Source organism: Vibrio sp. (genome assembly GCF_038138445.1).
GTDB lineage: Bacteria > Pseudomonadota > Gammaproteobacteria > Enterobacterales > Vibrionaceae > Vibrio.
On sequence record NZ_JAYQDQ010000050.1, the window covers coordinates 20,693 to 29,667 of the forward strand.

Sequence of the window (8,975 nt, forward strand, 5' to 3'; positions counted from 1 at the left end):
TTTTTCTACTCCACCAAGCCACCTCTGAGCTTCTAAGCGATGGCTAGTGCATCATCACATGTCGCTGTCATTAAATATCTATGCTCTTCAATCAATTCATCCAATACTTGGTGTAATCGATTAGGGTTGGCTGTGGTTTGACCTGCAATAATGATATGCGCTGTATTTTTGTCCACCGCTAAATGGTGCTTGCGCCACAACTCCTCGGAGGGTTTAGGGAACACTACAATTGGTGAGTTGTCATGACGCCACGCAGAAATACCATGTTTATTTAACTTGATAACCACCTCTTGAGCCAGTTGCAAACAATCCTCTACTCGCTGCTTCTTAGTCTGCTCACTAGTACTACGAATAAACTTCCAGAGAAACAGAGGCGTTAAACCACTTCTTGAACCTGATAACGTTTTATCTGGCGCGGCAATATACTCTATTTGATGGCTCACTTTGTCAGTATGTTTCTTTAGCGCTAAAACCATACCGCAAGGGATAGGTGAACCCAACATTTTATGACCTGACACTGAGATAGAATCAATACCATGTTTAAACGAGAACATAGGAGGGTTATCAACATATGGAATTATCATGCCATGACATGCGGCATCCGCATGGATGTAATATTGTTCGCGGTTAAAACCAACTTTTTCCAAGCGCTGCTGAATTTGCTGCAAATCATCAATGGCACCCAACATAGTGGTGCCTATGTTGGCAAATATGATTGGTGATTTATCTATGTTTTCTTTGAGTAAGGATTCAAGTGCATCATAATCCATTTCACCTTGAGAGTCAGACGCCACAACCTGATAGTCAATATTCAAAAAACGAACGATCTTCATCACCGAGTAATGAGTTTCTTGTGAAAAATACACCACTCCAGATGGAAATCTCTCTCTGGCAAGATAGCAACCATACATATTGCCTTCAGTACCACCATTGGTCACATAGCCCCAAGCCTCATCCAGTGTGGTGTGGTACAAGCGACAAAAATATTCGACCACATCTTGTTCGAATTCAAAGGTATTCATCGGGTAATTAGATGGCTCAGCCCAATCGCCTATGTTGTTTATGGAGAACTGGAAAAAAGACCACAAGTTCCGGTAGTCGTAATCTGAAGCGACCGGATAACCAAGCATTTGATGTTGGCTCTCTACGCAGACTTTGTATAAATCTCTAAGTCTTTGAGTATCATCATAGGACAGCGACATATGTATTCCCTTACATCAACAATATCCATGCTTTAATGCCTTGTTAGTTGATCAAATACAATCACTAACAAACAGAAACTTCTGAATATGTGAAATCATGAATATATTCAACAGGATTTAGTAAAATAGTGACTAATATGCTTGGCAGTAAGCCAACGAAAACTTTCTTGAGACAAACGACAATATAAAATAAATCGGCAGCACCCTAGAACATACCTAGAATGCTGCCAGCAAGATTAATGGCCCCTGTACACAGAGATAAAGTACACCTGATATCAGTTCATAACATCACTTAACGTGTTCATACCACCAATACAGTAAGCATCAAGCTTATTAAGAACTGAGATAATTCGCATTGGTTGGCTATCGCCTGAAAACCTCAAAGAAAGCTTATTTTTTGATGAATCAAGCACATTATCTATCATGATCAAAGTGTTGCTATCAATAACAAGCTTAAGCCTATCTTGCTCATGTTGAGCCACTACTTGGTTATAAGAAAAATCAGACAAATCAATCGCTGTTAAATAACCAGCATCTTGAATAATGACCGTCTTATACTGACCCACAGTATCGCTTAATGCATAGCTATTACTGCGTCCAGATGTTGCCAGTACTAAGGTATCAACGCCAGCCAATTTAACAACCTGTGTCATCTCTGATTGGGTAGGTTTAAGTACTAAAGTCCAAACATTTTGATTTCTAAACACATCATCATAAAATCCTAGAGAAACACTTCCACTTTCTGGATCAGAACGAATCAACTCGCCATTTTCAGGGATAAAAAATACCTGCTTTGGTTCAACATCGTCAGTGGAGCCTATCCAAATGGCCTCACCTTGGTGAGCTAGTGTAACCTCCTGCCCTGTTTGAGCAACTAGCCACCTTCCTTCATCGCCTAACTGAATCAAAGGCTTAGTTGGATAGGTATCTAATATTGACTCAAGATCATTTTGACCACTATCTAACCATTGCTGTGTTACCTTGGTAAGGTGTACAGAAGTGTTTGCGCTAACCTCAAACTCTAAACCAGAATGGGTTGTAACACGGTAACCATCATGACTGACATAGAAATTCTCAAGAGTCTCCTGAGTAAACTCAACCTCTTCAGGCGTAGTGATCAAGCCATCAGTGATAAAACGAAAATCTGGTGCAAAGTTATACATCTGCTCCTTACTCAGTGTTTGCTGTGTATAAGCTTTGCCAGTAGCGGGGTCAAACAACCAAACCGATTCCTTGTCTCTTGCACCAACGAGTTTTAACGCTGTATCCTGCCACTGCCTTGACAGAAGAACAAACTGCTCTGTCGAAGGTAAATACCAAGCTTTCAGCGGTTTACTATCATAATCGGTTAAACCAAAAATCATGACTTGGTGCGCTATACCTTTAAGCCTAGCGCCAAGTTTATCTTGCCAAGTTTGGCGATTTTCTTCCAACCATTGGCGATTAAACGCAACGATATTCAGCGTGCCTTTATCGGTGACAACATGTATTTCTCCATTAGGTTTGACAACATAAACACCATCATGAGCACTGACTTTATCTCCCTGAGAAAGAGAGAGTGTGGTAAGCCCCGTTTCATTTAGTATCACTATACTTTGCTGACTTTGAGTATAGAAATAGTAGGTGTCTTGATTGACCAATAAGAGTTTTAAGTCTTCCGTACTGCGGCTTAATTTAACACTAACAACTTGTTCTTTGGCTAAAATACTCCAAACGGGAGTTTGGGATACTTTGCCTACCTCAACAATGTCTGATAGCTCTGCAGGCACTTGTTTGCCTTGATCTAAGCCGATAAATAGTGGTGGCATAGAGCGCATAGATGAGCCTATTAACTGTCGATGACCTTCACTTAACGAATCACTTAATGATTGATAAAGCTGCTCATCTCCATGGATATCGGTTAGCTTAAGTCCTGATGAAGTTAAACGGTACAGATATTTAATTCGAGACTGGTCTGGCATATGATAAGTTGCTGCCACCAATACCGACTCTGCTTCAGTCCAAGCGTTAAATTCCGCCGATATCGCTTGTTCTCTTGGCTGATTGAGTGAGTAAAACTCGGTCATCTTGCCAGTAGCAATATCCGTCTTCCAAAGCTGACCATAGTGAGTGTTGAAAAATAGCGCGCTTTCCCCAGAGGCAGTCAAGAGCTGAGCAGAATACGAAAGCTCGGCCGATACATTCTTAGTCGCTATCATTCGGTCTTGTTTGACATCATAATAAGCGCGCCCGAATAACTGCTGATCTTCTTGATAGTTCTCAACCACGACATAATCGCCGAGCAATTGATGCTGCGCAGCCATTTGCTCTAAATGATGACGGACCCCATCCGCGCTATTTTCTTTGTCTACATCAAGCTGCAACAAAGATAAACTATCGTCTATGACTTGCCACACTTCGCCATTATCAATATAAATAGTCAAGGTAGAGTTCTGTAGCGCGACAATATCAAAACTCACTGAGTCAATCACAAGCTTGTCAGCCTCGAGTCGAATATCTGCACCTTTTATCTCTCGAGCATCGATTATCCAATCGACTCTTTCTCCGGGCTCTTCGACCAGGGTATAACGTCCCTGCGGCTGAACAACCAGCTCTTGGTTTCCTCCCTGTGCACTTAATCGATAATGCAACTTACGATGGCCAAATTTTGCCAATTTGGGAGCAAATACAATTCGATCATTAGAACCAAGGTTGACCTCGACAGTGTGGTCAACAAACTCCTCTTTCATATGTCGAATAACATATTCAGATGGAAAAACATAAAAGTCGAAGTCAAAATCAAGTTGAGTTTCTAACGATCTCAACACATCAAAGCCTTGATCATGTCTGGTTGTGGAACCTGGAAGAATTTCATAATCATAATCAATGTATGAAAAACCCGTAGCTGGTAACAAAATCTTTAAACTGTTTGAGTTGATTGGGTAGTTAGCCGCGTAGCCCAAACGTTCTCGGATAGGTAAAGCCTTACTCTTATCTCTTAACGCTTTAGGTAAATCACCAGCCCAGAAGAAATAGTTCAACCAACCAGAACCAGTTTTACCATGTTTGGAGGAATAAAGCGCTTGACTACCCAGCTCTATATCCCCACGAGATAAATCAATTCGGTTGACAACGGCACCCGGCAAAGGAACAAGAATGTCATTGTCGGCATCGTAGCGATATCCACCATTTTGATAAGCTTGGTCTACTTGATAGAAATAGTGTCCGACCTGCTGGGCATCTTGAGCAATATTACCAAATGCTTCAGCCAAAGCGGTAAAACCAACTGCAAGTCCACCGACAATCGCTCCGGCTTCTCCAAGTACTATAGCCGCAGTGGATGAGCCAGCAATACCAGCTCCTAATGCCGCGCCTCCCAGAGCGGTTCCGACTGCATTAAATCCTAGTTGGGTACCGAAAATTGCTTTTTGCTGAGCATTTTTAGCATGGGCAAGCTCATAAGAGCTTAAGCCCACGTTAACTATGCCAAAGGCAAGACCGATGCCTTGATTGGCGATCCCTGAAATACTATTCATGGTCACATTAACCAGCTCAGTATCGGTGGCAGCTGCCACTCGAAATAGCTCAACCATATGATTGGCATCGTTGAGTAAGCCATGAGCTATCTGTCCTGCCATCACATAACTATGGATTTGTAACGCTCGCTGCAGAGAGTCCATACTTTTATCAGCTACTCGATTTCGCTGTTCGTTTTGAAACCAAGTGATGACCGACTGTACGGCAAAACCTGCGTTTAAGCCGTCAAACCCTTGCACATCTTCAAACCCAAGAGACTGAACAGGTCTACCTGTTCTAAGATCAAAGCGAGTATTGATTTTCGAGAACTGCTCGCGCAGATATTCACTCACCTTAATCAGTTCCAATCCACGTAGCTGAACTCTATTCTCTTCACTTCTATCGGGTGACATAAAAGTGATGGCAGAAAAACCTTCCTTTGGCTCAGTAATACTACCAATAATCGGTAACCAGTCATCTGGAATACTATACAAAGCACGTGCTTTGCTGATTGCATTTGATAGTTTTCGCGCATGGTCGTACGCGGCAACTTTAGTTAAGCTCATTCTCAGTGACAAATCTTGCTCTATTTGCTGTTCAGAGCTTTCCAGTACCATGATTGATTCATCATCATCAATGGTCATAATAGATTCAGACGTAGACACACTCGATTCATCGTCATCAATGGTCATGATAGACTCATCATCACTAATAGTAACAATTGAGTCACCATCATCTACAGGACTGAGAGGGTATTCTTCTGTTAAGTCAATAACTTGCTGGCCTGGCAATACTCTCACCCTTGCCATTTTATCGATATCAATGTTGATCACATTAAACTCAGGGTTTGCTTGAGTTCCAGCTGCCATATAGTAGTCCGCCAAGCCATTCATTATAAAATGGGCTTCAAGGCCTTTCTTTAAAGATTTTAGCGAAGGAAACTCAACAACAGAGAAGTTAGGATCATAGAAATAAAAACGTTTGGTACCCATGTCATTTACGGCAGATATACCAACAGAGTGAACGCTAGTGTTGACCGCAAAAGAGACTCTCCCTTTTGAAGATAGGCTGCTATCTAAGAGTGCCGCAATACCATTAATATCCATACTGCCTATAGTTTGACTGCTTTGCCGCGCTTCATGACTGGCGTGTAGATTATGAAGCGCATCGAGAAGGAACTGACTTTCTACCGCGCTCGGATTCGCAGCACCTATAAAAAGCTTGTTGGAAAGATGGCGAACCGACTCGGTCCCTTTGGTCATAGCAACCGACATTGCCCTAACGAGTGGATAGCAACGACCGCTGCCGTCGCCCATTAAGGTTAAAATAAAGTCTTGAGGAATACTGGTCACCACGGTTCCACCCAAGCGCTTCATTTGTTCGTTAAACTTAGCCGTTAGTCCAAGCGCTTTAGAGAGGCGGCCTTTACTTATTTGCTCGTTTATCCAACGTATTAAAGCACCTTGCTGGCGTGCATCCATTTCGGTAGAGCCAAGAAGCAGCAATTGTTTTTGGCTCAAAGACATAGATTTATCAAAATCGGGAAGTTCTACGGAGAGATAATTATCATACCCCTCATCAAAAGCGACTCGCTTACTGCCTGAAAGATTTCGGATCGCTCTTTCCTTGACCAAAAATTGCTGATGAATCTGAGTTTTACCAAAGTTACCCGCCCGCAAATTCTCGTCAGCGACAATAAGACCAGACGTGCCCTGCTCTTGTTTTTGCTTAACGTTAAGCCACATCTGGTCTGCATCCCGAGACAGGTCAATTAAGCCTTGCGTATTGGTGTCTAATTCAAGCAGGCTAGCACGCAACAATGAGAGCTTTTGCTTGACTGAAGCCTTATTGGGGTATCCGGGGATTTTCAATTTGGCCAATTCGAGTATTCGGTTTCTGGCCAGAGATTGTCGCTGCGCTGACACTTTTCGGCTCAGTGCAGTTCTCAAATCATTCCACATTTTAAGGCTCGAATGTGTGTCTAATTGCTTTATTTCGGTCGGGTTGTATGGCAAATCGGTAATATTGGCCGTCGAGACACCAAGACGATCAGCTAAACTAATTAACTGTGCTTGAATCGCTGTACGATTTTCAACAAAGGCTTGCTCCATATTATCGCCAACAGGTGCAAAAGGAACAGCCGTTGTCGACCCAATGCGTCTTACTTCAAGATCGCTAAAGCTATTAAAAGACTGTTTTTGTACTAGGCTTTGCCAACCCTTATCATTGTAAACAAAGAATGTAACATCTAAGCCTTTATCGAACTTGATGTTTTCTCCGACACGATAGCCAGAGCTGAGATCGCGAAGAGCCACAACATTGTCATACAATGCATAGGCGTGTGGACGTTTATCAAAGTAAATTCTATAGTAGTTCGCGTTGTGATCAACGACAATGACAGTGCCTCCATCATTTGCTGCCGCAACAACTATCTCGCCATATTCGGCCGTTTTCTTCACATCGATAAAAGACGGCATATTGTCCAATAAAGGTTCACTAAGCACTCGAAGCCTGTTGCTAACTGGGCCATCGTCTTTGCTCATATTCAACTGATACCCATCGGTTCCCATGTACATAATGGGTTCGCCTTGCAAAGCCGCATATTGTGACATCAATGATGTCGTATCTAGGGTAAAACTTTTAAGAAAACTCTGCGGATCACGAGTAAAATCCAGAATTGCTTCAGAGAACTCTGCCTGCTTTGATTTGTACTCAAAAGATGGGTCGAGTAAAGGTATACGAGTAGAATCATAGCCATGTTTACTCAGAGTTTCAGGTAAGAGAACGCCTAAAGATTCGCCACTGAAGATATTTTCAAGGATAGCATCAGTTGCAACGACTGCTCTTGAGCCACCATGGCTTGAGAAAGCGATACGTGAACTCTCGGCGTAATTTTGGCCTTTAGCCAAGGCCACCATACCAAGAGGGGTATGTTCGATCCATGCCTGCTGAGGAACATGTTGTGACAAAAAAGCGACCACTCTCTGAGCATTCTCGAGATTCGCTCCATTGAGGTATAGTACAGCTTGGTCTGTTAACGAACCAAATTTCGAAGGTGCGAGAATTTTTGCCTGTCTTACTACATCAGCAACGTCACCAGAGTATAGTTTTGAGAAAGCATCGATAACTTGAGGCAAGTATTGCTTTGAAAAGTTAAGCGTTAACCTCGAAGTAAACAAGGTATCCACTTCAGGCTCAGTATAAAAAGTCTCTGGGATGAAACGGGCAGATGTGGCGTAACGTATAAAATCATTTTGGTTTACGTTGGCGATTGAACTCTCGTTAAAGCCTTGGACATTAATTCTAAAATTATCTGCAGAGCGATTTATATCGGTTAGTAAGCGATATACATTTTCGCTTTCCTCTTGTGTCAGTGGTTGCAATACCTTAGGTTTATCTGATGAGTAGGCATCGTAAAAGCTTTGATGGACTCGCTCTTTAAGCAAGATATAGTTTTGCCGAGTATTTATCGTCCAGTGACCATCTCTGGCTAAGCCCTGCTTTATATTTTGTATAAGCTGTTGGTTGGTTGAGCTAGCTATAATGTTGTCTCTAGTTTTACGCATGGCACCAAGAAACTCATCAAACCCTTTCTGGTATTGAGTTTGACCTATAGGCAAGCTTAATAAATAGTCAGAATCTAATGGATTAATATCATTACTACTGGTTGAATGGGCCAAATAAGACGTAAAAAATAGTGACGAAACTAGCGTCGATATAATTGTTTTTTTCATATGGTTTTGTGAACAAATGCAAGCAAAGCAATACAAATATCAAATATCAAAAAAACAATCAAACCAATAAGCAAAGTAAGAATAAAGGAAAAGATATGAGTTCAAAAAATAACTTAAGATACACATTTAATTCAAATAAATATATTGTTAATTTATTTTAATAAATAAAAGGTGATGAGATTTTACTTCATCACCTAATTAAAAACTAGTTATCTAAAATTTCTTTTAAACTTTCCGGTAGCTCTAGAAGCCAACGATCACCATACTTTTTCAAGATAACGACTTCATTTCTGGTAATCCGCTTGCCGAATAGCCTTTCCTGTTTTTCAACATTAACGTATTTCTTATCGTTATAATCAAACACATTAATGACTTTAAAAGACTCTAAGTTAGCCGTGTTACTACCTGATGCCTGGCCTAAAATAGAAAGAAACTGATTCATGAAATCAAGGTCTGACATTAACACAATATCTTCCTTGGACACTGTGTTCTGAGGGATCCCCTCATAAATCCGCCAGTGCATAGCCATCTTTTAAGAGCTGCT

General features: G+C 41.5%; 3 protein-coding genes. All 3 read right to left on the reverse strand.

What is annotated here, in order from left to right:
- Window positions 1-32 precede the first annotated feature (32 nt).
- On the reverse strand, window positions 33-1,202 hold the full coding sequence (locus AAFM34_RS13430) for a histidine decarboxylase (RefSeq protein ID WP_341663638.1): 1,170 nt from the start codon (window positions 1,200-1,202) through the stop codon (window positions 33-35).
- 275 nt (window positions 1,203-1,477) lie between these two features.
- A complete protein-coding gene (locus AAFM34_RS13435; protein ID WP_341663640.1) occupies window positions 1,478-8,431 on the reverse strand; it encodes a TcdA/TcdB pore-forming domain-containing protein in 6,954 nt (2,317 codons plus the stop codon).
- 205 nt (window positions 8,432-8,636) lie between these two features.
- Window positions 8,637-8,954, reverse strand: coding sequence for a hypothetical protein (locus AAFM34_RS13440; RefSeq protein WP_341663642.1), 318 nt, complete (start codon window positions 8,952-8,954; stop codon window positions 8,637-8,639).
- Between the last annotated feature and the right edge of the window lie 21 nt (window positions 8,955-8,975).